The 24,986-nt window shown below is 72.2% G+C and carries 25 protein-coding genes; 15 read left to right on the top strand and 10 right to left on the bottom strand.

Annotated elements, in window-relative coordinates; genetic code table 11:
• Position 1 precedes the first annotated feature (1 nt).
• Positions 2-1,180, bottom strand: coding sequence for an ADP-forming succinate--CoA ligase subunit beta (gene sucC / locus ACQP1N_RS29735; protein ID WP_067807963.1), 1,179 nt, complete (start codon positions 1,178-1,180; stop codon positions 2-4).
• A gap of 298 nt (positions 1,181-1,478) precedes the next feature.
• Here sucC and ACQP1N_RS29740 point away from each other — a divergent pair, with 298 nt between their 5' ends.
• Positions 1,479-2,957, top strand: coding sequence for a glycoside hydrolase family 15 (locus ACQP1N_RS29740; RefSeq protein WP_433227735.1), 1,479 nt, complete (start codon positions 1,479-1,481; stop codon positions 2,955-2,957).
• Here the strand turns inward: ACQP1N_RS29740 and ACQP1N_RS29745 are convergent.
• Positions 2,917-3,480, bottom strand: a complete 564-nt coding sequence (locus ACQP1N_RS29745) for a GNAT family N-acetyltransferase (protein ID WP_067807961.1) — start codon at positions 3,478-3,480, stop codon at positions 2,917-2,919. The two genes, ACQP1N_RS29740 and ACQP1N_RS29745, sit on opposite strands and share 41 nt — an antisense overlap.
• 49 nt (positions 3,481-3,529) lie before the next feature.
• Between ACQP1N_RS29745 and ACQP1N_RS29750 the strand changes: the two genes are divergently transcribed.
• On the top strand, positions 3,530-4,114 hold the full coding sequence (locus ACQP1N_RS29750; protein WP_433227736.1) for a TetR/AcrR family transcriptional regulator: 585 nt from the start codon (positions 3,530-3,532) through the stop codon (positions 4,112-4,114).
• A gap of 61 nt (positions 4,115-4,175) precedes the next feature.
• On the opposite strand, the gene pcrA is transcribed toward ACQP1N_RS29750, so the two are convergent.
• Positions 4,176-6,431 carry a DNA helicase PcrA gene (gene pcrA / locus ACQP1N_RS29755; protein ID WP_165488398.1) on the bottom strand — a complete coding sequence of 752 codons (2,256 nt, stop codon included), beginning with the start codon at positions 6,429-6,431 and terminating at the stop codon, positions 4,176-4,178.
• Between the two features lie 370 nt (positions 6,432-6,801).
• Here pcrA and ACQP1N_RS29760 point away from each other — a divergent pair, with 370 nt between their 5' ends.
• Both ACQP1N_RS29760 and ACQP1N_RS29765 read left to right on the top strand, forming a co-directional pair.
• Positions 6,802-8,268, top strand: coding sequence for a hypothetical protein (locus ACQP1N_RS29760; RefSeq protein WP_433227737.1), 1,467 nt, complete (start codon positions 6,802-6,804; stop codon positions 8,266-8,268).
• Positions 8,269-8,304: 36 nt separating this feature from the next.
• Positions 8,305-8,601, top strand: coding sequence for a protealysin inhibitor emfourin (locus ACQP1N_RS29765; protein ID WP_067806468.1), 297 nt, complete (start codon positions 8,305-8,307; stop codon positions 8,599-8,601).
• A gap of 37 nt (positions 8,602-8,638) precedes the next feature.
• Here the strand turns inward: ACQP1N_RS29765 and ACQP1N_RS29770 are convergent, their stop codons facing one another.
• From ACQP1N_RS29770 to dhaK, 3 genes are read right to left on the bottom strand one after another with little or no spacing between them, the layout of a single operon-like run.
• Positions 8,639-9,022, bottom strand: coding sequence for a PTS-dependent dihydroxyacetone kinase phosphotransferase subunit DhaM (locus tag ACQP1N_RS29770; RefSeq protein ID WP_067806465.1), 384 nt, complete (start codon positions 9,020-9,022; stop codon positions 8,639-8,641).
• Position 9,023: 1 nt separating this feature from the next.
• Positions 9,024-9,647, bottom strand: a complete 624-nt coding sequence (gene dhaL, locus ACQP1N_RS29775; protein ID WP_067806477.1) for a dihydroxyacetone kinase subunit DhaL — start codon at positions 9,645-9,647, stop codon at positions 9,024-9,026.
• On the bottom strand, positions 9,644-10,639 hold the full coding sequence (gene dhaK, locus ACQP1N_RS29780; protein ID WP_433227738.1) for a dihydroxyacetone kinase subunit DhaK: 996 nt from the start codon (positions 10,637-10,639) through the stop codon (positions 9,644-9,646). The genes dhaL and dhaK overlap by 4 nt, the downstream gene beginning before the upstream one ends.
• Before the next feature lie 84 nt (positions 10,640-10,723).
• Here dhaK and ACQP1N_RS29785 point away from each other — a divergent pair, with 84 nt between their 5' ends.
• The 3 genes from ACQP1N_RS29785 to ACQP1N_RS29795 all read left to right on the top strand — a co-directional run bounded on the left by ACQP1N_RS29785 (position 10,724) and on the right by ACQP1N_RS29795 (position 13,079).
• Positions 10,724-11,680 (top strand): nucleoside hydrolase, encoded by a 957-nt coding sequence (locus ACQP1N_RS29785; RefSeq protein WP_067806458.1) that lies wholly within the window; start codon positions 10,724-10,726, stop codon positions 11,678-11,680.
• Positions 11,681-11,775: 95 nt separating this feature from the next.
• Positions 11,776-12,519, top strand: a complete 744-nt coding sequence (locus tag ACQP1N_RS29790) for a PIG-L deacetylase family protein (RefSeq protein WP_433227739.1) — start codon at positions 11,776-11,778, stop codon at positions 12,517-12,519.
• Positions 12,520-12,623: 104 nt separating this feature from the next.
• Positions 12,624-13,079 carry an SRPBCC family protein gene (locus ACQP1N_RS29795; protein ID WP_433227740.1) on the top strand — a complete coding sequence of 152 codons (456 nt, stop codon included), beginning with the start codon at positions 12,624-12,626 and terminating at the stop codon, positions 13,077-13,079.
• 277 nt (positions 13,080-13,356) lie between these two features.
• On the opposite strand, the gene ACQP1N_RS29800 is transcribed toward ACQP1N_RS29795, so the two are convergent.
• From ACQP1N_RS29800 to ACQP1N_RS29810, 3 genes are all read right to left on the bottom strand, one after another.
• Positions 13,357-14,037 carry a DUF4190 domain-containing protein gene (locus tag ACQP1N_RS29800; RefSeq protein ID WP_067806452.1) on the bottom strand — a complete coding sequence of 227 codons (681 nt, stop codon included), beginning with the start codon at positions 14,035-14,037 and terminating at the stop codon, positions 13,357-13,359.
• A gap of 111 nt (positions 14,038-14,148) precedes the next feature.
• Positions 14,149-14,745 (bottom strand): LuxR C-terminal-related transcriptional regulator, encoded by a 597-nt coding sequence (locus ACQP1N_RS29805; protein ID WP_433232858.1) that lies wholly within the window; start codon positions 14,743-14,745, stop codon positions 14,149-14,151.
• Between the two features lie 79 nt (positions 14,746-14,824).
• Complete coding sequence (locus ACQP1N_RS29810; RefSeq protein ID WP_433227741.1) at positions 14,825-16,015, bottom strand: ATP-binding protein; 1,191 nt, start codon at positions 16,013-16,015, stop codon at positions 14,825-14,827.
• A 123-nt stretch (positions 16,016-16,138) separates the two neighbouring features.
• Between ACQP1N_RS29810 and ACQP1N_RS29815 the strand changes: the two genes are divergently transcribed.
• The 3 genes from ACQP1N_RS29815 (at position 16,139) to ACQP1N_RS29825 (ending at position 18,456) form a co-directional block, all read left to right on the top strand.
• On the top strand, positions 16,139-17,437 hold the full coding sequence (locus tag ACQP1N_RS29815; RefSeq protein ID WP_433227742.1) for a PspC domain-containing protein: 1,299 nt from the start codon (positions 16,139-16,141) through the stop codon (positions 17,435-17,437).
• Positions 17,430-17,663, top strand: a complete 234-nt coding sequence (locus tag ACQP1N_RS29820) for a hypothetical protein (protein WP_131732727.1) — start codon at positions 17,430-17,432, stop codon at positions 17,661-17,663. The genes ACQP1N_RS29815 and ACQP1N_RS29820 overlap by 8 nt, the downstream gene beginning before the upstream one ends.
• Before the next feature lie 88 nt (positions 17,664-17,751).
• Entirely contained in the window at positions 17,752-18,456 is a 705-nt protein-coding gene (locus tag ACQP1N_RS29825; protein WP_067803686.1) for a TetR/AcrR family transcriptional regulator, read from the top strand.
• A gap of 32 nt (positions 18,457-18,488) precedes the next feature.
• Here the strand turns inward: ACQP1N_RS29825 and ACQP1N_RS29830 are convergent, their stop codons facing one another.
• Positions 18,489-18,920, bottom strand: coding sequence for a cysteine dioxygenase (locus tag ACQP1N_RS29830; protein WP_084263279.1), 432 nt, complete (start codon positions 18,918-18,920; stop codon positions 18,489-18,491).
• 502 nt (positions 18,921-19,422) lie between these two features.
• Between ACQP1N_RS29830 and ACQP1N_RS29835 the strand changes: the two genes are divergently transcribed.
• From ACQP1N_RS29835 to ACQP1N_RS29855, 5 genes are all read left to right on the top strand, one after another.
• Positions 19,423-19,914 (top strand): (2Fe-2S)-binding protein, encoded by a 492-nt coding sequence (locus ACQP1N_RS29835; protein WP_067803689.1) that lies wholly within the window; start codon positions 19,423-19,425, stop codon positions 19,912-19,914.
• Complete coding sequence (locus ACQP1N_RS29840) at positions 19,911-22,310, top strand: xanthine dehydrogenase family protein molybdopterin-binding subunit (RefSeq protein ID WP_433227743.1); 2,400 nt, start codon at positions 19,911-19,913, stop codon at positions 22,308-22,310. The genes ACQP1N_RS29835 and ACQP1N_RS29840 overlap by 4 nt, the downstream gene beginning before the upstream one ends.
• Positions 22,307-23,161 (top strand): FAD binding domain-containing protein, encoded by an 855-nt coding sequence (locus tag ACQP1N_RS29845; RefSeq protein WP_433227744.1) that lies wholly within the window; start codon positions 22,307-22,309, stop codon positions 23,159-23,161. Before ACQP1N_RS29840 ends, ACQP1N_RS29845 begins: the two co-directional genes overlap by 4 nt.
• A 174-nt stretch (positions 23,162-23,335) precedes the next feature.
• Positions 23,336-24,169 carry an SRPBCC family protein gene (locus tag ACQP1N_RS29850; RefSeq protein WP_433227745.1) on the top strand — a complete coding sequence of 278 codons (834 nt, stop codon included), beginning with the start codon at positions 23,336-23,338 and terminating at the stop codon, positions 24,167-24,169.
• Positions 24,170-24,283: 114 nt separating this feature from the next.
• Entirely contained in the window at positions 24,284-24,985 is a 702-nt protein-coding gene (locus ACQP1N_RS29855) for a class I SAM-dependent methyltransferase (RefSeq protein ID WP_433227746.1), read from the top strand.
• The last annotated feature ends 1 nt before the right edge of the window (position 24,986 follow it).

The following is a 24,986-nucleotide window of genomic DNA, read 5'->3' on the forward strand; positions in this document are numbered from 1 at the left end:
GTCATGCACCTGCCGCTGCGAGTTCGGCGGCGCGCTTGGCCGCCTCGTCCATGGTGTCGACCTGCTGGACGCCGGGCAGCGCCGCATCGCTGAGGATCTTGCGCCCGAGCTCGGCGTTGTTGCCGTCCAGCCGGACGACGAGGGGGCGGTCGACGGCCTCGCCGCGGTCGGCCAGCAGCTGGTAGGCCGAGACGATGCCGTTGGCGACGGCGTCACAGGCGGTGATGCCGCCGAAGACGTTCACGAACACCGACCTGACGGCCGCGTCGGACAGCACGATCTCCAGCCCGTTCGCCATCACCTCGGCGGACGCGCCGCCGCCGATGTCGAGGAAGTTCGCCGGCTTCTGGTTGTCGAACTGCTCGCCCGCGTAGGCCACCACGTCCAGGGTGGACATGACCAGGCCGGCGCCGTTGCCGATGATGCCGACGGTGCCGTCCAGCTTCACGTAGTTGAGGTCCTTGGCCTTGGCCGCGGCCTCCAGCGGGTCGGCGGCGGCCTTGTCCTCGAACTTCTCGTGGTCCTGGCGGAACCCGGCGTTGTCGTCCAGCGTGACCTTGCCGTCGAGGGCCTTCACCTGGCCGTCGGCGGTGAGGATCATCGGGTTCACCTCGACGAGGGAGGCGTCCTCGTCGGTGAACACGGCCCACAGCCGCTCGATCAGCTCGGCGGCGCCGTCGAGCGCCTCCTGCGGGAGTCGGCCCTTCTCGGCGATCTCGCGGGCCCTGGCCCGGTCGATGCCGTCCAGCGGCGAGATCGGCACCATCGCCAGCCGGTCGTGCGGCACCTCCTCGATCTCCACGCCGCCTTCGACGGAGCAGATGGACAGGAAGGTGCGGTTGGCGCGGTCGAGCAGGAAGGAGAAGTAGTACTCCTGCGCGATCGCGCTGCCCTCCTCGACCAGGACCTTGTGGACCGTGTGGCCCTTGATGTCCATGCCGAGGATCTGGCCGGCGAGCGTCTCCGCCTCGTCGACCGTGTCGGCCAGCTTCACGCCGCCGGCCTTGCCGCGGCCGCCGGTCTTCACCTGGGCCTTGACCACGACCTTCTTGCTGCCCGCGGAGAACAGCTCCTCCGCGATGGCACGCGCTTCCTGGGGAGTACGGGCGACCTTGCCGGTGGGCACCGGTACCCCGTACTCGGCGAAGAGTTCCTTCGCCTGATGTTCGAACAGGTCCACGAGGGCGTCCTTAACGGATCGACAGCCAAAGACCACACGAGTCGGCGATCTGCACGGGTTGCCGTGCGGCCGGCGCTCTGCGGTCCGCTCCGTCGATGCAGCCTAGTCAACCCCACTTCGTGGTGATGCCGCCGGGTCCATATGTCACCGGCCTGATTCCCGCGAGGGCAAGTGCCACCAGGCAAGAGGTGTCTCATCCTGAAGGGTGGGCACGAGTGGCCCCTGAGGAGGATGAACCGATTGACGTAGTTTGATGTACTCATTTCGCGTCGGCGGGTGCGGCAAAGGGGACGAACGCATGGCGATGGCGGAAGAACGGGACACATCCGTCGTTTCCCCCGTCACCGCGGCACCGCCCCCGCCCGACCGGGCACCCGCGCGCCGGCGGTCCGGGGTTCACAAGATCCGCCGCACGGCCGCCCTGCTGATCGTGGCCGCGCTCGTCGCCACCGGCGGCGCCACCGTACCGGAACCGCCGAGCCCCGGCTGGGCGAGCCCCGGGCTGATCGGCGGGGGCGGCTGGCCGTTCACCGGCGTCCCGATCTCCCCGGAGCAGGGCGAGGGGGCGTCCTACCTGCCGGACAGCTCGGTCGTCCGGCTTGAGGACGGACGTATCCGGCTCATCCCGTCCGGTGGCGATACGCCCATCACGGTGGACGCCTCCGACCCGCGGGTGGACCGGGCCGTCCGATCCGACAGCGCGTGGCTGGCACAGGGCACGATCCCGACCGGCGGGCACGACCGCGCCTACCGCGACATGGCGGTGCGCGCCCTGCTCGACCTGCGGCTCCTCACCCGCCCGAACGGGGCGTCACTGGCCTCCTGGTACACCAAGTGGCGGTACTGCTGGCCGCGTGACTCCGCGTTCGCCGTCGCCGCGTTCACCGTCACGGGGCATCCGTCGGAGGCCCGCCGCGTCCTGCGCTTCCTCGCCCGCACCCAGAGCGGCAACGGCATGTGGGCCGCCCGCTACAACCCCGACGGGACGGCCGTCGCCGACGGGCGCGCGTTCCAGCTCGACTCGCTCGGCTGGGTGCTGTGGGCGGCCTGGTTCCACCGCGCCCGGACCGGATCGTCCGACGAGCTGCCCGTCCTGTGGCCGATGGTGCGGCGCGCGGCCGACCATCTGGCGCGCTCGCTGGACGCCGAGGGGCTGCCGCCCGCCTCGTCCGACTACTGGGAGCGCGACCCCCAGCGCGAGCAGGACCCGCGGCGCCCCACGCTCGGCGTCGTCGGGCCCGTGCTGGCGGGCCTGCGGGCCGCCGCCGACCTCGCGCGGGCGCGCGGCGAGACCCGCAAGGCGGCCGAATGGCGGCACGCGGCGCAGCGGGTCTCCGACGCCGTGGCCAGGCAGTTCGCCCCTTACGGCTACCCGCGCTCGCCCATCCGCGGCGGGCGGATGGACACCTCCGTGACGTTCCTCGCGCCGCCGTTCGCACCGGCCGACACGCGGGTGACCTCCGCGATCGCCGACGCCGCCCGCAAGCAGGCGCTGCCGAACGGGGGCGTCCTGCCGGGCGAGCGCTGGTCCGGCGACCCGAAGGTCGCCTGGACCCCGGAGACGGCGCTCTTCGGGCTGGCCGCCGCCGCGGCGGGGCGGACGGACGAGGCGCACGAGCGGCTCGGCTGGCTGGCCTCCCACCGCACCTCCCTGGGCGCCCTTCCGGAGAAGGTCGGCCAGACCGGCAGGCCCGCGGGCCCGGCCCCGCTCGGCTGGACGGCGTCCCTGGTGCTGCTCAGCCTCTCGGCTCTGGAGCGGCCTCTCCCCATTCCGTAGCGAGGACGGCCCAGACCTGGCTGTCGCGGCGCTTCCCGCCCAGCACGAACGACTGCCGGTGGACGCCCTCGCAGGTCATGCCGAGCCGCTTCGCGACGGCCGCGCTGGCGGTGTTGCGCGTGTCGCAGACCCACTCCACCCGGTGCATTCCCCGCTCGTGGAACGCCCAGTCGATCATGTGGCGGACGGCCCGGTTGATCAGCCCCCGCCCCCGCATCTCCGCGGCGAGCCACACTCCCACCTCGCAGACGCCCGTGCCGGCGTCGAACGTCCGGAAGACCGTCCCGCCCTGGAGGACGCCGTCGACCCAGATGCCGTAGATGCCCGCTTCGTCCTTGGCCTGCTTGTCGGCGTAGGACTGCAGGTACTCCCCGGCCGTCCGCTCGTCCACGACCGTCCAGGCCCAGGGGATGTAGTCACGGATGTCCGGGCGGACCCGATCCGCGTGCTTGGCGAACTCGGCCGCCCGCCACGGCTCCAGCGGACGGAATTCGGCACCGTCGGCGAGCTGGTGAGCGAACATCGGGCCTCCCGGGGGCACGTACCGAACGTTTGTTATGTACTCTACGGGAATGCCCGCCCGAGGTGATCACGATGCCCGCCGCCGGGACGTGTCCGAGGCCGTCTGGCGCGTCCTCGCCGACCGCGGCTTCGGCGGCCTGACCCTGCGCGCGGTCGCGGCGGAGATGGGCGCCTCCACGGGCCTGCTCACGCACTACTTCCCGAACAAGAAGGCCCTCGTCGCCCACGCCCTCGACCTGGCCGACGAACGCACCGCGAACCGTCCCCTCCGCACGGCCCCGCCCGGGCTCCCCGGCCTGCGCGCCGCCCTCCTGGACGTCCTGTGCGTCACCCCCGCCGCCACGGCCATGAACCGCGTCTGGGTGAGCTCGTGGGACGTCTCGCTGGCCGACCCCGACCTCTCCGCCCGCCAGAAGGACCGCTACGAGAACTGGCGCAACCGCCTCCGCCCGCACGTGGCGGCGGCGGTCTCGCTCGGCGAGCTCCCCGCCGCATCCGACATCGACGACATCGTCGCCGCTTCGGCCGCCTTCGCCCACGGCCTGGTCGTCCACGCCCTGTTCGACCCCGGCGCGTTGCCGCCCGAACGCCAGACCGCGATGCTGGACGCCTTCCTGGCCTCCCTCGGGACGTGAGCATCCCGGTGCCATGACGACCGGCAGGCGGGGGGCACAATGGCCCTCGAAACGGCTTCCGTCAGAGCTTTTCGATCGTGGCGAAGCGCAGCACCAGCGTCCGCACACCGTACTCGCCACCGAAGTCGACGCTGGCCTTTTCACCCCGGTCGTAAACGGAGACGACGGTGCCGAGGCCGAAGGCGTCGTGGGTCACCTTGTCGCCGGGAGAAAGGGACGGAACCGGCCGATTCCCCGAGGATCGGGTCCCCGGCCGCTGCGCCATCCGCGACATCGCCGGCGTGGACATGGACGACGCCTCACGCTCCCATTCCATCAGGGATTCCGGCACCTCGCCCAGGAACCGGGACGGCGGATTGACCTGCGGCGCGCCCCACGAACTGCGCATCGCCGCACGTGACAGATAGAGCCGCTGCCGGGCACGGGTAATGCCGACATAGGCGAGGCGGCGTTCCTCTTCGAGTTCCTTGGGATTGCTCATGGCGCGCAGATGCGGGAAGACGCCGTCCTCCATGCCGGTCAAGAACACGACCGGAAATTCGAGGCCCTTTGCCGTGTGCAGCGTCATCAGCGTGACAACGCCCTGATCGGTCTCTTCCGGCTGCTCGCCCGGCGGAACCGGACCGCCCTTGGCGCCGCCGGGAATGGAGTCGGCGTCGGCGACCAAGGCGACCTGTTCCAGGAATTCCGCCAGCCGCCCCTCGGCGGACTCGCCGTCCAGCCGCTCCTCGAACTCGCGCGCCACCGCCTCCAGTTCCCGGAGGTTCTCGACGCGGGTCTCGTCCTGCGGGTCCTTGGACGCCTCCAGTTCGGCGAGGTAGCCGCTGGCCTCCAGCACCTCGGCGATCAGGCCGGCGGGGGTGAGCGATTCGGCGGCGGCGCGCAGCTCGTCCAGCAGCGCGACGAACTCGCGGACGGCGTTGATCGAGCGGGTCGCCATGCCGGGCACGTCCTCGGGCACCCGCAGCGCCTGCCAGAACGAGATCCGCTCGCGGGACGCATGCGCCTCCACGCACGCCTCGGCCCGGTCACCGATCCCCCGCTTCGGCACGTTCAGGATGCGCCGCAGCGAAACGGTGTCCTCGGGATTGGCGAGCACCCGCAGATAGGCGAGCGCGTCCCGGATCTCCTTGCGCTCGTAGAACCGGACCCCGCCGACGACCTTGTACGGCAGCCCGACCCGGATGAACACTTCTTCGAAGACACGCGACTGGGCGTTGGTCCGGTAGAAGATGGCGACGTCACCGGGGCGGGCGTCCCCCTCGTCGGTGAGCCGGTCGACCTCGTGGGCGACGAACGCGGCCTCGTCATGCTCGTTGTCGGCCACATACCCGGTGATCTTGTGGCCTTCGCCCTGGTCGCACCAGAGCTTCTTCGGCTTCCGGTCGGCGTTGCGCTCGATGACGGCGTTGGCCGCCGACAGGATCGTCTGCGTGGAGCGGTAGTTCTGCTCCAGCAGGATCGTGGTCGCCTCCGGATAGTCGCGCTCGAACTCCAGGATGTTCCGGATCGTCGCACCCCGGAACGCGTAGATCGACTGGTCGGCGTCACCGACCACGCACAGTTCGGCCGCGCCGACCCCCTCCACCGGGGCGGTCAGCTCGCGCACCAACTGGTACTGCGCGTGGTTCGTGTCCTGGTACTCGTCCACGAGGACGTGCCGGAACCGCCGCCGGTAGTGCTCGGCGGCCTCCGGGAACACCTGCAGCAGATTGACCGTCATCATGATCAGGTCGTCGAAGTCCATCGCGCCGGCCTGCTGCAGCCGCGCCTGGTACATCTCGTACGCCTCGGCGAGCGTCTGCTCCATGTGCGTCGACGCCCGCGCTTTGAACGTCTCGTAGTCGATCAGCTCGTTCTTCAGGTTGGACACCTGGGCGCTGAACGACTTCGGCGGATACCGCTTGGGGTCGAGGTCCAGTTCGCGGCAGACGAGCGCCATCAGCCGGTTCGCGTCGGCCTGGTCGTAGATCGAGAAGCTCGTCGGGAAGCCCAGCCGCTTGGCCTCGCGCCGCAGGATCCGGACGCACGCGGAGTGGAACGTCATCACCCACATGGCCCGCGAACGCGGCCCGACCAGGGCGTCGACGCGCTCCTTCATCTCGGCGGCGGCCTTGTTGGTGAAGGTGATCGCGAGGATCTGCCCGGGGTGCGCGTCCCGCTCGCCGAGCAGATGGGCGACGCGGTGGGTGAGCACCCGGGTCTTGCCGGAACCGGCCCCCGCGACGATCAGCAGGGGTCCGCCGGAGTGCACGACGGCGGCGCGCTGCTGCGGGTTGAGGCCATCGAGCAGGGGATGAGCTTCGGTCTTCGACATCATGTGCGAGTCTACGGCGCCCGCCGGATGTTTTCGGCGCCTCCGCCAAGCCGGCGAACCGCTCCGGCACCCCCGCGATGGCGACATGTGGACAGCGCGATGGCGACATGTGGACAGATGGCGATGCTTTTTGATTCCGCAGGTTGACTCGATCTCTCCACCGGCGGAGCGTGTGGCACAACGGGGTGGACACTTACCGGCCGGGTCCGCCGACCCGGCCGCCCAGGAGAACCCGGCCGTGCCGGGGAGCCCGGCCGCACGGGGGGGAACTCGGCGGTACAGCGGAGCAGCAGGACCCGTACCGGCATGTCCATCCACAGAAGCGCAGAGTCGGCAGGGACTCGCGCACTGTCAGGGGAGGTGGCTTCACATGAAGATCCACCAGCAGGACATCCAGGCCCAGCGGGAGACCGAGACCATCCAGGTCGAGGTACCCGCGCAGTGGCCGGGACGGGCGTCCACGGCCGTGCAGGAGGCGGCTCCGCCGACTCCGCGTCCCGCCCCGAGGCCGGTTCCGATCCCGGTGCCGATCCGCACGGGTCACCGGTTCCTCATCTACAAGCAGGACCCGTCGGTCACCGAACTCGGCGCCCGGCTGACGTTCATCCCGACCGTGGTGCTGAACGGCCCGGCGGACGCACGCGTCCGGACGGAGCTGCAGGACGTCACCCCGGTCGCCCGCAACATCAACGGCGACTTCGTGTTCACCGCCGGCAGCCCGCAGTTCGACTGCGCGCACACGTTCGCCGTCGTCCGGCAGACGATGGCGATGTACGAGCGGCACAACGGCGGCGACCCGATCCCGTTCGCGTGGAACGTCGACGGCGACACCGAGCGCATCACCGTCTTCCCCCACGCGGGCGAGGGCGCGAACGCGTTCTACACGAGGACGGGCAAGGCGCTCAAGTTCCTGTTCTTCACACCGCAGGGGCAGCCGCCGGGCAGCGTCCTGCACACGTGCCGGTCCCACGACATCGTCGCGCACGAGACGGGGCACGCGATCCTGGACGGGCTCAAGCCGGGCTGGCTGTCGGCGGGCAATCCGCCGCAGACGGGCGGCCTGCACGAGTCGTTCGGCGACATCACCGCGATCTTCCTGGCGCTGGCGGAGCCGGACCAGGCGGATGCGCTCGTCGCGCTCACCAAGGCGAACCTGCACGACAAGTCGTTCCTGTCGGAGCTGGCGGAGGAGTTCGGCAAGGCGCTCGGCATGCCGTCCGGGCTGCGCAACGCCGACAACGATCTCAAGCTCAGCCAGGTCGGCAACGAGGTCCACGCGATCTCGCAGGTGTTCACCGGCGCGATCTACGACGTGCTCGCGGACGTGTACACGTTCGAGCTGAGCCGGCAGCGGCGCACGAAGGACCCGGCGATCGTGCTGATCGAGACGGCGTCCGCGCTCTGCAAGCTGGTGTTCGACGCGATCGTGGCGTCCCCGGCGACCGGCGCCCGGTACGTGGACGTGGCGAACCAGATGCTGCAGGTCTCGGCGACCCGCGGCGACCCGGCGATCTACCGGACGTTCATCCGCAACCGGTTCGCGGTCCGCGAGATCACCACGGCGGTGACGCCGCTGCGCGACCTGATGAGCGGGCGGATGGCGATGACCGAGGCCGGCTACACCGGGGACGGGCAGGACGTCACGGAGGTCGAGCCGCACGACGAGCACTCGGCGAGCCTGCGGGCCGACCAGGACAGGTCGCGGTGCTGCGGCACGATGCAGATGCCCGAGTACGAGGTCATCGACGCCGAGAAGCTGGCCAGGGGCGGCTCGCTGGAGGACGATGACATCCTCCGCGACGAGCTGGACGGGCTGCGCCGGGCCTTCAGCGCGTAGCGGGCGGCGGAGATCCGGCGGGGAGGTGCGGACGGCATGCGCGTGCGGATCGAGAGCACCGGCGGGTTCACCGGCCGGAGCACGGTCGTCGCGCTGTACGACACCGCCACGCTCCCCGCCGGGACGGCCGGGCGCGTCCGGGACGCGGTGGACGCCCTCGCCGCCGCCCAGGCCCGCGGCGAGCCGGGCGAGATCGGCGCCGACCTGCCCGCGTACCGGATCACGGTGGACGAGCCCGGCGAGGAGTCCCGCGTCTACGAGGTGCGGGGCGAGCCGGCGGCGGGCGTCACGTCCGCCCTCGGCATCCTCCTCGAAGGCCCCGACCTGTCCTGACCGGCCGAACCCGGCCCGAACCTGGCTCGGCGGAGGCTCAGCCGGCCTTGCGGTGGTCGCGGGCGGATTCGGCGGCGGCGTGGACGGCGGCGAGGCCGGCGCCCGCCGCGGCCATGGACGCGGCGGCGACCGACCCCTCGACCAGCGGCGCGTCCGCGAGCAGCACGTCGTCGCCGGCGTCCTCGATGAGCGTCTTCGCGGTGAGCACGGAGCTGCCGATGTCGGCGAGCAGCACGACGCCGTCCCCGTCGTTCGCCGCCGCGACGGCCTGTTCGACGAGGTCGATGCTGGTGCCGAGCCGTCCCTCCGCGTCGCCTCCGGCGGGTTCGACGACGGCCTTGCCGACCCCCATCGTGCGGGCGACCTCGGCGGCGCCCTCGGCGAGCGTGCGGCTGTGCGAGATGATCACGATCCCGACCATGTCAGCCCTCGCCCGCCACGTCGGCGAGCCCGCGCAGCACCAGCGCGGTGGACGCGGCGCCCGGGTCCATGTGCCCGACGCTGCGCGGCCCGAGATAGCTGGCCCGTCCCTTGCGCGCCTGCATGAGGACGGTGTCGTCCGCGCCCTTCGCGGCCGCGTCCGCGGCGGCGCGCACGCAGTCCGCCAGGCCGGAGCCGTCCGCGAGCGCCGCCTCGTAGGCCGCGACGGCGGGTGCCAGCGCGTCGACCATCGTCTTGTCGCCCTCGGCGGCCTTGCCCAGCTCCTGCACGCCGTCCAGCGCGGCCCGGAGCGCGGCACCGAGCCCGGCGGCGCCCACGTCGCCGGCGTCGCCGACCGCCTTGCCCGCGCGGCGCAGCGCCGTCCCGTAGAGCGGCCCGGACGCACCGCCGGTCCTGGACACGATCGACCGTCCCGCCGCCATCAGCACCTTGCCCGGGGGGACGCCGTCCGGCAGCGCCTCGGCGGCGGCGCGGAACCCCCGGTCGAGGTTGTGGCCGTGGTCGCCGTCGCCGATGGCGGCGTCCAGCCGGGTGAGCCGCCCGGCGTCGGCGGAGACCAGTTCCGCGGTGTGCCGGATCCAGGCGGCGAAGGCGGCGGCGTTCACCGGCCCCACCGCAGCCCCGGCGTCTCGACGGGCGCGTCCCAGAGCCGGGTCAGCTCGGGCGTCATCCGGCACACACTGATCATGCAGCCGGCCATCTCCAAACTCGTCACGTAGGGGCCGACCAGCCGCCGGACGACGGTCGCGCCATGCCCCGCCAGCCATTCGGCCGCCGCCGCGTACGCGATGTACTGCTCGATGAGCGGGGTGCCGCCCATCCCGTTCACCAGCACCAGCACCTCGGACCCGGCCAGTGGCATGTCCGCGTTGATCGCGCTCAGCGCGGCGTCCACGATCTGCGCCGCCGTGCCGGCCTTGGCACGTTCCCGGCCGGGCTCGCCGTGGATGCCGATGCCCAGCTCCATCTCGTCCTCGCCCAGTTCGAACGTGGGCGACCCGGCGGCCGGCACCGTGCAGGACGACAGCGCGACGCCGAACGACCGGCTGCGCTCGTTCACCTCCCGCGCGGCCGCCGCGACCGCGTCCAGCGACGCCCCCTCCTCGGCGAGCGCACCGGCGATCTTCTCCGCGAACAGCGTGGCGCCGGTGCCGCGCCGCCCGGCGGTGAACGTGCTGTCCTCCACGGCGACGTCGTCGTCGACGATGACGGAGGTGACCTCGATGCCCTCGTCCTCTGCCAGCTCGGCGGCCATCTGGAAGTTCATGACGTCACCGGTGTAGTTCTTCACCAGGTGCAGGACGCCGGCGCCGCCGTTCACCGCCATCGTCGCCGCGATGATCTGGTCGGGCACGGGGGAGGTGAACACCTCGCCGCAGCAGGCGGCGTCCAGCATGCCGGGGCCGACGAACCCGGCGTGCAGCGGCTCGTGCCCGGACCCGCCACCCGACACCAGGGCGACCTTCCCGGCGCGCGGCGCGTCCGCCCGCACGACGGTGCCGTTCGCCGGATCGACCTTCAGCGACGGATGCGCGGCGGCCAGGCCGCGCAGCGCGTCGCAGACCACGTCCGCCGGGGCGTTGATGAGTTTTCGCATGTCTCAGCTCTACCCCGGCGCGGCACCGCGTCCCAGGCCCAATTAGTGATCACTGCGACGCGGGGTCCCGTATAGGTTGCCTCTGTGACCAAGGCGACCACGTTCCTGTACGACTGCGACACCGGCATCGACGACGCGATGACGCTGCTGTACCTGGCCTCACTCGTCCAGGCGGGCGAGGCGGAGCTGGTGGGGGTCGGCACGGTGCACGGCAACGTCGACCCGCTGACCGGCGCGCTGAACACGCTGCGCGTGCTGGAGGCGGCGGGGATCACGGAGGGCGTGCCGGTCGCGGTGGGCGCGACCCGGCCGATGGCGCAGGACGTCCACTACGCGCTGGACTGGCACGGGACGGACGGCCTCGGCGACACGCATCTGCCCGCCCCGGCGGGACGCCCGGTCACCGGGTCGGCGGCCGCGCAGATCGTCCGGCTGGCACGGTCCAGGCCGGGCGAGCTGACGCTGCTGGCGACCGGCCCGCTGACGAACCTGGGCGCGGCGCTGCTGCTGGACGACGCGTTGCCGTCACTGATCCGCGAAGTCGTCATCATGGGCGGCGCGTTCGACCACCCCGGCAACATCACCACCCACGCCGAGGCGAACATCTGGCACGATCCGGAGGCCGCCGACCTGGTGTTCGCGGCGGACTGGCCGATGATCCTGGTGCCACTGGACGCCACGCACCCGACCGCCGTCCACGACGACTGGCTGGACCGGCTGGCCGCCCACGACGCCCCGGTCGCCCGCTTCGCCGCGAAGATCCTGAAGTTCTACGAGGAGGCGTACACGCCCACCCTCAAGCGGCGGGGCGCGGTCATCCACGACGCGCTCGCCGCGATGCTGGCGGTCGACCCGGAGCTCGGTGAGTACGTCCACCGTTGCGTGCGGGTGGAACTGCGGGGCGAGCTGACCCGTGGCACGACGGTGTGGGACGCCCGGTCGCTGCCCGCCGAGGACACCCGCCGCCCGGTGCAGGTCGCGGTCGGCAGCGACGTGCCGGCGTTCCAGGAACGCCTGCTCACGGCCCTGCTGTCGCTCTGACGGGGCCGCCCCTCCGGCGGGGGACGGCCCTCCGGCGGGCGTCCTGCGCCGAATTTCTGATCAACTGGCGGTGCCCGAACCCGTTCGCGGAGCTTATGGTTGAAACTGTGACCAATGTTCTGGACGACGGCGACCTGCAGCGGATCCTCGTGGTGATGGCGCACCCCGACGACGTCGACTTCGGCGCGGCCGGGACGGTGGCCGGCTGGACGGATCTGGGCATCGAGGTCGTCTACCTCATGGTGACCGACGGGGACGCGGGCGGCTCCGACGACGCCGTCACGCGCGCGGAGATGGCGGCGCTGCGGCGGGAGGAGCAGCGCGCGGCGGCCAAGTGCGTCGGAGTGAGCGACGTCCGGTTCCTGGGGCGCCCGGACGGCCGGGTCGAGGCGACGCTGGACCTGCGCCGCGACATCGCACGGGCGATCCGGCAGGTGCGACCGGACCGGGTGCTGATGCCGAGCCCGGAACGCAACTACGAGCGGATCCACCCGAGCCACCCCGACCACCGGGCGGTCGGCTCGGCGGCGCTCGACGCCGTCTATCCCGACGCCCGCAACCCGTACGCGTTCCCGGAACTGCTCGCCGACGAGGGCCTGGAGGCGTGGACGGTACGGGAGGTGTGGCTCAGCGGCGGACCCGTCGTGAACCACTACGTCGACATCACCGACCGGTTCGAGCGGAAGGTGAACGCGCTGCGGGCGCACGTGAGCCAGACCGGGCACATGGGGGACGGGCTGCCGGAGATGCTGCGCGGCTGGCTGGGCGCCAACGCCGCGGCGGCGGGACTCCCCGAGGGCCGGTTCGCCGAGCCGTTCCAGGTCGTCAATACGGCCTGAACCGCACCCCCGGTTTTCGTCACCCTCGAAATACATCTACTTACCAACCGTAATCGGGGCCGAAGCGGGCATGTACCCCCTGCGACAGAACACGGGGGGTTGTCATGCCGGACGAGATAGAGGCCATCGCCACCTCCTGCGCGGAGCCGGAGGTGATCTTCAAGCATCTGTGCCTCCCGGAGGCGTGGCGCGAATGGGGCGGCCTGTGGATCCGCGCGCGGCGCGAGGCGGACGGGACCGACCACCGGAACGGGATCGGGGCCGTCCGGTCCGTCCCACCCTGGCGTGAGGAGGTCGTGGCCTGGGATCCGCCCCGGCACTACGGCTACCTCGCGCTGGCCGGGCATCCGCGGCGCAGCGTCCGGGCGGACGTCACGCTGGAGCCGCACGCCGCGGGCACGCTGATCCGCTGGCGCGGCGAGGTCGACGCTCTCCCGGGCACCGGGCCGTTCACCCGGGCGGCGCTGCGCCGCCGCTTCGGGAAGTACGCGCGCCGGGTGGCCCGGCACTCCGAGTGCTGCGAGCCCGGCTGCCCGGCCCGGCTGCCCGGCGTCCTGTGACCCGCGGATCACCACAGGCCGCAGTGCCAGGCTCACGGGGTTCGTCCCTGGCGGACAGGCGAGGAGGGGCAGCGCGGGGGCACTTCCAGGCGGAAGGCGGCGCCGAAGAGAGGCGGCGCTGAAGGAGGAGTGGCGCTGAAAAAAGGGGGGGCGGTGAACGGCGCCGGCCGCGTCACCGGACGCGATCACGCACCCTGCGTGCCGCGTACTGAGCGAGATGTCCCGGTATGTCCCGGGACCGGGCGGCGGGCCGGCCGCCCAGCGGACGCCGGGATCGTCAGCGGTGCAGCGGCCGGGTCAGCTTCGTGCCCTCGCCCGCGGCCACGGCGACACAGGTGACGTCGCGGTCACCCTGCCTCCACGACTCGGCCGTGGGGTAGTAGTAGGAGTTCGCGAGGCTGCCCGCGGCGGGGTCGCGGCCGATCCTGGCCTGGGTGCGGATCTTGCATCCGTTCGAGGCCAGCTGGCGCAGTTGCGCGTCCGCCGGCATCGTGAACCCCGACAGCTTGAAGATGGCCATCACCTCGCCATCGTGGGGCCCGGTGCACGGGACGATCTTGACGCTCTGAACCTCGACGGGCTCGCTGGTCGAGGGGTTGGACGCGCTGGCGTTGTCGTTGATGCAGTCGCCGACCTTCATCTTCTGCGCGTCCACCTCCTTCGGCTTGGTCCGGGTCGCGGTGGGCGCGGGCCCGGCGCCGCTGGAGGAGTCACTGCTCGCGGCGAGGACAGCGATGGTGATGCCGGTGACGAGCCACAGGCAGGACAGGACGATGCCGGCGATCGCGAACCCGCGGCCCCGGCCGCCGTTCCGGCCGATCTGCACCAGCGAGATCGCCCCGAGGACGATGCCGAGGACACCGAGGCAGCCGAGCAGGCCGGTGACGAAGGCCGCGACCGCCAGGCCGTTGGTCTTGTCGTTCCGGTACGGGGAGCCGTGGCCCGGGCCGGGCGGCATCGGCGGAGGGGGATAGGGGGCTTGTGGACCTGGATGGCCAGGTCCGGGGGGAGGATATGTCATGGTCAGCGACTTTATCGGCCGCCGGAACCGGTTTTATCCGCGACGCCGCTAGACGAGTCTCCGGGCGGCGGCCCAGCGCGACAGTTCATGCCGATTCGACAGCTGGAGTTTGCGCAGGACGCTGCTCACGTGCGTCTCCACCGTCTTCACCGAGATGAACAGCTCCTTGGCGATCTCCTTGTAGGCGTAGCCGCGCGCGATCAGCCGCAGGACCTCCCGCTCCCGCTGGGTGATCTGGTCCAGCTCGGGGTCGACGGCCGGGACGTCGGTGGCGGCGAACGCGTCCAGCACGAAACCGGCGAGGCGCGGCGAGAACACGGCGTCGCCCTCGGCCACCCGCCCGATCGCGTCCGTCAGCTCCGGGCCGGAGATCGTCTTGGTGACGTAGCCGCGCGCTCCGCCCCGCACGACCCCGATCACGTCCTCCGCCGCGTCCGACACCGACAGGGCGAGGAACTTGGACGGGACGGTGCCGTGCAGCCGCCGCAGCACCTCGATGCCCCCGCCGCCGGGCAGGTGCACGTCCAGCAGCACCACGTCCGGCAGCGTCTCGCGGATCACCGAGACGGCCTCGTCGACGTCGCCGGCCTCCCCGACGATCTCGACGCCGCCGCCCAGCTCCGCCTTGACCCCGGTCCGGAACATCTGGTGGTCGTCGACCAGCACGACCCTCTTCAACGGCTCGCTCACACCCTGCCCCTTCGGGGGGACGCCCCCGGTCCGCTCATGATTTCTTCATCTCCAAACGCACTTCGGTGCCCTCGCCCGGCGCGGTGCGGACGGTGGCCTTGCCGCCGTTGCGCTCCATACGTCCGATGATGGACCCCCGTACGCCCATCCTGTCCTCCGGGACATCGTCCAGGACGAACCCCTTGCCGCGGTCGCGGACGAAGATGGCGATCCCGTCGCTCTCGACCTCCGCGTACACCGACACCGACGGCGCCTCCGCGTACTTGGCGGCGTTGACCATCGCCTCCCGGGCGGCCTGCAGCGCGGCGCCGAGCCGCTCGTCCAGTGCGGTGTCGCCCACGCAGACGATCTCGATCGGCACGCCGTGGTCGTCCTCGACCTCCCCGGCGATCTCCCTGATCGCGGCGGCGAACGTCCGGTCGGGGTCGGCGCGCGGCTGGTAGAGCCACGTCCGCAGCGTCCGCTCCTGGGACCGGGCGAGGCGCTGCACCTCCCGCGCGTCGTGCGCGTTCCGCTGGATCAGCGTCAGCGTGTGCAGCACCGAATCGTGGATGTGCGCGGCCAGCTCGGCACGCTCCTGGGAGCGGATGCGCTCGTGCCGCTCGGCGTCCAGGTCCTGCCAGAGCCGCACCACCCAGGGCGTCACGATCACCGCGACCCCGGTGAGGATGATCAGCATGGCGATCACGACGGACCGCGCCTGTTCGGCCTCCACGTTCTGCGCGACGACGCCGCCGATGCCGCCGACGACGAGCAGCAGGCCGAGCAGGCTGCGCAGCCACCGCTCGCGGAGCGGCAGCGTCCAGCGCTGCCGCTGGTCGCGGTCGGCCTGCTGCCACAGGATCGCGGCGCCGACACCGCCGATGACGAACGGCCACAGCGCCCACTGGACGGGCCCGGCCACGCCCCACGGCAGCGCCGCGAGCCCCAGCGTGACCACCACGTAGACGAGCAGCTGACCCCAGTCGCGACCGCGCCGGAGCCCGGCCGCCGGGACCTTCTCCGGCGCGGGAACGAGGATCCAGAACGCCGCGTACGCGGCGATGCCGAGCCCGCTCGCGACCGTCAGCAGCACGAAGGCGGCGCGGACGAGCAGCACGTCCACGCCCAGGTGCACGGCGAGCCCGCGGCACACCCCCGCCACGAGCCGGCCCGCGGCGGCGCGTTCCAGCCCGGAGGCCCGCGCCGGCGTCGCACCGGGCCGTCCGGCCGTCTCCTGTTCCACGTCATCGATCGTCACACGCCCACGCGGGGTCCGCATCCGGGGCCTACCCGGGGACCCGGCTCAGGGGCGGATCAGGGACGTCCCCCATACCCCGCGCGGGACGGGACGGGCCACGATGGTGGCATGGGCATGGCAGGCATGGCGGGCAAGAGCGAGGCGGAGAGCCGGGAGCGGACGGGCCGGGGATACCCGCGGCTGTCGCGCGACGCCGACCGGCGGCTGATCGCGGGCGTGTGCACCGGGCTCGGCCGCTACACCGGCATCGACCCCGTCGTCTTCCGCGTGGGGTTCGCGATCCTCGTGCCGGCGCCCGGGCAGGGCGTTCTCCTGTACATCGCGGCGGCGCTGCTGATGCCCGCGAACCCCGGCGAGTCGTCGGCCGCGGAGCGGTTCTTCAAGCGGTGGTTCGACGCGCAGGCCGTCCTGTCGATCCTCGGGGCGCTGCTGTGCGTGGGCGTCGCGCTGACCCTGTTCGGCGGGGCCTACACCGACGCGGTCGCCGTCCTGGTGGTGTTCGGGCTGGTGCTGCTCGTCGCGCGTTCGCGGGGCGTGGACCTGGTGGCGGCGGCGCGGACGGTCCCCGAGCGGCTCGCCGGGCATCCGCCGGACCCGTCCGCCGGGTGGACGCGGCCGGAGGACACCACCGCGGGCGGCGTGTCCCTCGCCAAGGGCCGGCCGGGCGGGCCGGCCGCGCCGGCCGGGGGCGGGCTGCCCGAGGGCATGGTCGACCTGGCCGAGTACTCGGCCGCGCACACCGACGTCCCCGCCGCCGGCGTCCCCGCCGCCGGCGAGCCCGCGGCGCCCCGCGAGCGCGGCGGGTCGCCGGTCGCCGCGCTCACGCTGATGGCGGCGATGGCGGCCGGCGCGGCGATGATCCCCGTCGCGGCGTCCCGCCCCGCGCCGGACTCCTGGCTGATCGTCATGGCGCCCGCGCTCGCGGTCATCGGGCTGGGCCTCGTCCTCGGCGGCTGGTTCCGGTCGCGCGGCCTCGCGACGGCCGGCACCGTGCTGACGCTCGCGATGCTGACCACCTCCGTCACGGGCGACGCGCCGCGCAACGCCGAGTACGGGGAGGTCGACTGGCACCCGACCGACGTCTCGCAGACGAACCAGACCTACAAGATCGGCGTCGGCCAGGGCGATCTGGATCTCACCGCCCTCCCGCTGTCCCCCGGCCAGCGCGTCACGATCGACGCGCGGGTGGCGCTCGGCGGGCTGGAGGTGACGGTGCCGCCGGCGGCCCGCGTGCTGGTGGACGCGAAGATCGCCCTCGGCGACCTGCGCATCCGACACCGGACGACGAGCGGGCCGAACGCCAGGGTCATCCGGGTTCTCGAACCGGAGCGACCGGGCGGCGACCCACCCGTGATCGAACTGCGGATACGTGGCAAGGTCGGAGACGTGGACGTGCACCATGGCTAGGAGAAACGCGGCAGAGAAGAACGTGTCCGGGCGCTACCGGTTCGACCCCGCCGGCCCGGTGGCCGGGCTGTTCTTCCTCGCCCTCGCGGGCCTGTTCCTCGCGGACGGCCTGTCGGACGGAGGCGTCCTGTCCGCGACGATCCTGGCGCCGGTGGTGCTGATCGGGCTCGGCCTCGTCGGGACCGTCCGGGTGCTGACCCGCTCCCGCCGCCGCCACCTGCGCTGACCGCGCTCCCGACCGGCCCCGCCTGCCTCCCGGACACCCGGAGCGGGAAGTAGTGTGATCTCGACGGCTGGTGACGGAGTGGGGTTCGATGTCAGGGCACACTAGGACGCCGGAAGCGGGATGCACCGACGTGCTGCCCGGCTCCCGTTCCGCGCTGGACCCGGGCCGCGCCATCAAGCCCGGACGGCACGGTCTCTCCCCCGAGACCGTCGCCGGCATCCAGCGGGAACGGCTGATCGACGCGTTCGTCCAGGTCGTCTCCGACCGGGGGTTCGCGCACACGACGATCAGCCGGGTCACCTCGGGCGCGGGCGTCACGAAGAAGACGTTCTACGCGCACTTCACCGATCTGGACGAGTGCTTCCTCGCCGCCTACCAGCGCGGCATGGACATCCTGCTCCGCCGTATGACGGAGGCGCACGAGGCGGCCCCCGACTGGCCGGACGGGATCCACGCGGCACTGCGCACGCTGCTCGCCGCGCTCGCCCGCGAGCCCCGGTTCGCGCGGGTGTCGCTGGTGGAGGTGAACGCGGCGGGCCCGCAGGTGCGGCAGGCGCGGATCGACAACCTGACCAGGTTCCGCGGTTTCTTCACCGGCCCGTCCCCGCCGCCGATACCGGTCGCCGTGGTGGACGCGATCGTGGGCGGCATCTACAGCGCGATCCACGTCCAGATGGAGACGGGCGAGGCGGAGGAGCTTCCCTCGCTGCTGCCGTCTCTCACCTACTTCGCGCTGCTCCCCCTCATCGGCCGGGAGGCCGCCGCCGGCTACCTCGGCGACCAGCCCCGCTGAGACCGGACGGCCGGTCTCAGGGACGGGCGGTCTCAGGGACGGGCGGTCTCGGGGACGGGCCCACCCGCGTGCAGGCTGACCGCGAAGGCCGGGCCGGGGTTCGTCAGTGCCTGCGGGCCGCCGTGCACGCGGACGCGGTTGGCGCGCAGCGGGCGTTCGGTGACGCCGCGCTCGGTGAGCGTCACCACCGCCAGCTCACCGGCGACCAGGGTGCTGACCCGGCCGTGGACCGTACCGCCGTGCCCGGGTGGCCAGGTGGTGAGCCAGGTGGTGTCGTCCAGCGGGACGTCCCGGGGGCGGTCGCCGTCGAACCGGACGAGCCGCCACCATTCGTCGGGACGTCCGGCCAGGTCGCGGATACGGGCGGCGAGCTGCCCGGCGGTCGGCGGGCGGACGGTGGCGGTGCGGCCGTGCGGATCGTCCTGGCCGCGCATGGTGAGATCGGGAACCACGGAGAGGTCCACGGAAGAAAGTCCTTCGTGTACGGGTGTCGGCCGGAATGAACGGGTTCAGCGACAACACGAAGGACACAGCGCGCTGGCCGCGCGGCGCAGGGCCACGGGGCTGTCGGTCGACACGCGCTCGGTCACGCTCCAAGCAGACACCGGTGACCGAGGGTTGTCAAGCTGATCATGGCGGATCAGCGGCTGATGAGCACGTACACGATCCCGCTGAGGATCAGGGTGACGATCAGTGACCCCAGACATCCAAGTCGAGACGAGGAGGACAGGAACATAACGCCCCTCTACCCGAAACCCCAGCTCATCGCCTCTCGGCCGGCGGCCATCCTTCTCCCAGACATCGGTAAATAAGCGACGTCGGGGACTAGTACGGGATTCACCCCCCGGCATAGGTTCGTAGGGTCGCCTGCCTCGGAGGTGGCCCCGATGACGTGGCCGGACCAGCGAGCCCCGCCCGGGGGACGTCTCTTCCAAGTCCACCCCAAGACGTCCCCGGGAGAAACGCATGCCACGTATCCGTGTCGAGGTCGACGGTGCGACGTATGAGGACGACGTCGAACCTCGCCTCCTTCTCGTCCACTATCTGCGCGAACGGCTGGGGAAGGTCGGGACCCCGGTCGGGTGCGACACCAGCAACTGCGGAGCCTGCACCGTCCTGCTGGACGGGATGAGCGTGAAGAGCTGCTCCGTGCTCGCCGTCCAGGCGGACGGCCGTGACGTGACGACCGTCGAGGGGCTCGGCGTCGACGGCACCACGCATCCCATGCAGCGGGCCTTCCACGAGGAGCACGCGCTCCAGTGCGGCTACTGCACGCCCGGCATGATCATGGCGTCGCTCGATCTGCTGCGGGAGAACCCGGACCCGTCCGAGGAGGAGGTCCGGGAGGGGCTGGAAGGCAACCTGTGCCGGTGCACCGGCTACCAGAACATCGTCAAGGCGGTCCGGCGGGCGGCGAGCGAGATGCGCGAGCCCGCCGGGCGGGAGGTGACGCCGTGACCACGCAGGAGGTCGGCAGCCCGCGGAAGCGGTCGGAGGACGCCCGGCTCATCACCGGGCGGACGCGGTGGACCGACAACATGACACCGGCGGGGACGCTGCACGTGGCGTTCCTGCGCAGCCCCCACGCACACGCCCGGATCACGGGTGTCGACACCTCGCAGGCCAAGAAGAGCCCCGGTGTCGTCGCCGTGTTCAGCGGCCGGGACCTCGCCGAGGAGCAGGGGGCGCTGCCGTGCGCGTGGGTCGTGACCGAAGACATGAAACACCCCGACCATCCGCCCATGGCGGTGAACGAGGTGCGCTACGTCGGTGAGCCGGTCGCGTGCGTCGTGGCCCGTGACAAGGCCGCGGCCGTGGACGCCTTGGAAGAGATCGACGTCGACTATGAGCCGCTGCCCGCGGTCGTGGACATGGAGGCGGCACTGGCCGAGGGCGCCGACCTCGTCCACGATGACCTCGGGACGAACAAGTCCTACACGTGGGTGTTCGAGAACGGGGATCTCGACGCCGCGATGAGGGACGCACCGGTCGTCATCGAGCGCCGCTACGTCCAGCAGAGGCTCATCCCCACGGCGATGGAACCGCGGTCGGTTCTGTGCGTGCCCGAGGGGGACGAGTTCACGCTGTACTCGGCCACGCAAATCCCGCACATCCTGCGGCTGATGCTGGCCATGGTCACCGGAATCCCCGAGCACCGGATCAGGGTCGTCGCACCGGACGTCGGCGGCGGCTTCGGCTCCAAGCTGCAGGTGTACGGGGAGGAAGTCCTCGCGCTGCTGCTGGCCCGCAGGCTGGGCCGCCCCGTCAAGTGGACGGAGACGCGCAGCGAAGGCAACATGACCGTCCACCACGGACGCGACCAGATACAGCGGCTCACGCTCGCGGCAGAGCGGGACGGCCGTATCCGTGGCCTGAAGGTGGACCTGCTGGCCGACATGGGGGCATACCTCATGCTGGTCACACCCGGCATCCCGCTGCTGGGCGCGTTCATGTTCAACGGCATCTACAAGATGGACGCGCTGTCGTTCACCTGCACAGGCGTCTTCACGACGAAGGTGCCCACGGACGCGTACCGGGGCGCGGGCCGTCCGGAGGCCACGTTCGCGATCGAGCGGATGATGGACGAGCTGGCCGCCGAACTGGACATCGACCCCATCGAGGTCAGGCGCCGCAACTGGATCAAGCATGAGGAGTTCCCGTACGAGACGATCGCGGGCCTCACCTACGACTCCGGCAACTACGAGGCGGCGACGGACAAGGCCCTCGAACTGTTCGGGTACGACAAGCTGCGCGCCGAACAGGCCGACCGGCGGGAGCGCCAGGACCCGGTGCAACTGGGCATCGGCGTATCGACGTTCACCGAGATGTGCGGTCTGGCACCGTCGCGTGTGCTGGGCTCGCTGTCATACGGCGCCGGTGGCTGGGAGCACGCGTCCGTGCGCGTTCTGGCCTCCGGCAAGATCGAGGTGATCACCGGTGCGTCCGCGCATGGGCAGGGCCACGAGACGGCTTGGGCTCAGATCACCGCCGACAGGCTCGGGGTCCCGTTCGAGGACGTGAAGGTCCTGCACGGCGACACGGCGATCTCGCACAAGGGCATGGACACCTACGGTTCCCGTTCACTGGCCGTGGGCGGGGTCGCGTTGTTCTCCGCCTGCGAGAAGGTCGTCGACAAGGCCCGCAAGGTCGCCGCGCATCTACTGGAGGCGTCCGAGCAGGACCTTGAGTTCACCGGCGGACGGTTCAGCGTCCGCGGTGTCGAGCAGGAGGGCAAGACGCTGCAGGAGGTCGCGCTGGCCGCGTTCTTGGCGCACGACCTGCCGGACGGCATCGAACCCTCGCTGGACTCCGAAGTCACGTTCGACCCGGAGAACTTCTCCTTCCCGCATGGCACGCACCTGTGCGCCGCCGAGGTCGACACAGAGACGGGCATGGTGAAGATCCGCAAGTACGTGGCGGTGGACGACGTCGGCAAGGTCGTCAACCCGCTCATCGTGGAGGGCCAGGTCCACGGCGGGCTGGCGCAGGGCATCGCCCAGGCCCTCTACGAGGAGGCCGTGTACGACGCGGAGGGCAACCTCACGACGACGACCATGGCCGACTACCTGATCCCGTCGGCGATGGACCTGCCGACGTTCACGACCGACCGCACCGAGACGCCCGCGACGTCCAACCCGATGGGCGTGAAGGGCGTCGGCGAGGCGGGCACGATCGCCTCGACCCCCGCGGTCGTCAACGCGATCGTGGACGCGCTGCGCCCGCACGGCGTCACGGACGTGCCGATGCCGTGCACGCCCGAACGCGTCTGGCGCGCGCTGCGCGCGGAATCCAGGCCGGCGGCGACCGAACCGGGCGCGGGCGGCGGGCTCGGCTCGGCCGGAGGTGACCAGTGATCCCCGCGACGTTCGACTATGTGCGGCCCGCCTCGCTGGACGACGCCGTGCGGGCGCTGTCCGACGCGGGCGAGGACGCGAAGGTCCTGGCCGGCGGGCAGAGCCTGATGCCGCTGCTGCGGCTCCGGCTCGCCGTCCCGGACGCGCTGATCGACCTGGACCGCATCGAGGGGCTCCGGGAGATCCGCGACACCGGCGACGCGATCGTCATCGGCGCGATGGCGACGCACCACCAGGTGATCCGCGACCCGCTGGTGCGCGCGCACCTTCCGCTGATCGCGCAGGCCACGCAGACGGTCGCCGACCCGGCCGTGCGGCACCGCGGCACGTTCGGCGGCTCCCTGGCGCACGCCGATCCGGCGGGCGACCTCCCGGCGGTCGCGTCGGCGCTGGACGCGGTGTTCCTCGTCCGGTCCACGCGCGGCGACCGGGAGATCCCCGCTTCGGAGTTCTTCGTCGACTGGATGACGTCGGCGATGGAGCCGGACGAGCTGCTCGTGGGCGTCCGCGTCCCGAAACTGGGCGCGGGCTGGGGCGTGCACTACGAGAAGTTCCATCGGACGGCGCAGGCGTGGGCGATCGTCGGTGTCGCGTGCGCCGTCCGCCGCGATGGCGACGGGATCGAGGACGCGCGTGTCGCGCTGACCAACATGGGGCCGGCCCCCGTGCGGGCCGGCGCGGTCGAGACCGCGATCAGGGGCGGGCCGGCGTCGCAGGACGCGATCCGGGCCGCCGCCGCGCAGGCGCCGGCGGGCACCGAACCGCCCACCGACCTGCACGGATCATCGGAATACCGGACGCATCTGGCGACGGTGCTCACCGCGCGGGCGCTGACCGCCGCGGCGGGATGACATGATCATGCGGCCGGATTCCGGGATCGGCGTCCGGCCGCATGATCGCGCCGCCGCGGGGTACCCGCCCCGTGAACCGCGCTTTGGACAAGCTGGACCGGGCCCTACTGGCGGCGGGATGACCCGCCGCCGTAATGTCGCGGGCAAGTTCTCCGGACGATAAGGACTTTGATCATGGAGCTCGACCACGATTTCACCGTCCCCGTGCCGGTGGATCAGGCCTGGTCGGTGCTGCTCGACGTGGAGCGGGTCGCGGGCTGCATGCCGGGCGCGACGCTCGACTCCGTCGAGGGCGAGGAGTACTCGGGACGAATGAAGGTGAAGGTCGGCGCCATGACCATCACCTACCGCGGCACCGCGCGGATCGTCTCGGCCGACGAGGCGGCCCGGGTGCTGACGCTGGAGGCGTCCGCGAAGGAGGCCCGCGGCTCCGGCACGGCGGCGGCGACCGTCCAGGCGCGGCTGAACGCCGAGGACGGCACGACGCGGGTGGCCGTCCACACGAAGCTGAACGTGACGGGGCGGCCGGCGCAGTTCGGCCGCAACATCCTGTCCGAGGTCGGCGCGAAGATCATCACGCGGTTCGCGAACGCGCTGGCGGCCGAACTGGAGTCGCCCGGCGAGACCGCCCCCGCCGTCTCGGCCACCGCCCCTGCCGAGCCCGCCGAGCGCCCCGCCGAGCCGACCGAGCACCCGGCCGAGCCCGCCGAGCGCCCGGCCGAGCCCGCGGAGAGCCCGGCGGAGGCGGCCGAGCCCGAGGCGGCGGCCGAGTCCGGGGCCGCGGCCGCGCTGCCCGAGGAGCCCGCCGAAAAGCCCGGCCCGGTGGAGGCCGAGGCGGCACCGGCGCGGCCGGAGCGGCCGCTGCGGGTGGCGCGGGAGGAGGAGGCGATCGACCTGCTGGAGATCGCGGGTCCGTCGATCGCCAAGCGGGCCGTCCCGGTCATCGGCGGCCTGGTCGCGCTGCTGCTGGTCATCCGCTTCCTCGTCCGGCGGCGCCGTAACCGCTGACATCGGCGCGCCGGGAGCACGGGCACCCGGCGGGGTCAAGCGCGGGTCAATGATCCGTCCGGGGTCGGCGACAACGGTGGAACGGGCCACCGCCGATGCCGTCGGCTTGTCCACGTGGACACCATCGAGCTTCAGCGGATCACGCGGATCGAGAACGACAACTGGTGGTACCGCGAGCGGCGGAAGATCCTGTCCGCGGAGCTGCGGCGGTTCGGCGCGCCGGGCACGGCCGTCGACATCGGCGCGGCGTCCGGGGCGGGCTGCCGGGTGCTGGCCGAGCACGGCTGGCACGCGACAGGGATCGACCTGAGCCCGGCCGCGGTGGCGCTGGCGCGCGCGCACGGCGTCGAGGCGTACGAGGGCGACGCGCGCTATCTGCCGCTTCCGCCGTGCGAGTACGACCTGGCGCTGGCACTGGACGTCCTGGAGCACATCGAGGACGACGCGCGGGCGGCGGCGGAGATCGCGCGGGTGTTGCGTCCGGGCGGGACCGCGCTGGTGTCCGTGCCGTGCGACATGGCGCTGTGGTCGGCGCACGACGTGGCGCTCGGCCGCGTCCGCCGTTACACCCGCCGGGGGCTCGTGGAACTGGTCGAGGGCGCCGGGCTGGTGCTGGAGGCGGTGTGGAGCAGGGGCGTCCTGCTCCGTCCGCTCCTGCGCGGGCTCAGGCACCGGACGGCCCGGTGCGAGGACCTGGCACCGCTGCATCCGCTCGCCAACGAGGTGCTGCGCCGGTCGGCGGCGCTGGAGCGGCGGCTGCCGGTGCGCGGATGGCCGGGCGTGTGGCTGTTCGCGCGGGCCCGCCGCCCCGGCTGAC

This window comes from Actinomadura formosensis (genome assembly GCF_050948385.1).
Lineage (GTDB): Bacteria > Actinomycetota > Actinomycetes > Streptosporangiales > Streptosporangiaceae > Spirillospora > Spirillospora formosensis.